The organism is Bacillus sp. SIMBA_031, assembly GCF_046535225.1.
GTDB lineage: Bacteria > Bacillota > Bacilli > Bacillales > Bacillaceae > Bacillus > Bacillus velezensis.
The window spans coordinates 1-201 of sequence record NZ_JAWRXC010000789.1; the positions used below are offsets into that span (position 1 = coordinate 1).

Annotated in this window: 1 protein-coding gene; it reads left to right on the forward strand. The window is 53.7% G+C overall.

The annotated features are described in order from the left end of the window. Window positions 1-201: KR domain-containing protein (locus SB724_RS22210; protein ID WP_410573294.1), on the forward strand; the 201-nt coding region annotated here is incomplete at both ends.

The window sequence follows — 201 nt, forward strand, 5'->3', positions numbered from 1 at the left end:
GCGGCGGTCATCGCCCTCGTCCGCGGCATACAGGAGGAGCACGGAACACTCGACGGGATCATTCACGGCGCAGGCGTAATTGCTGACAACTACATTCTGAACCAGACAGAAAACGAACGGAAGACCGTCATGGCGCCGAAAGTGAAAGGGCTTATCAATCTTGATGAAGCAGCGAAAGATGTGCGGCTGGACTTTTTCATT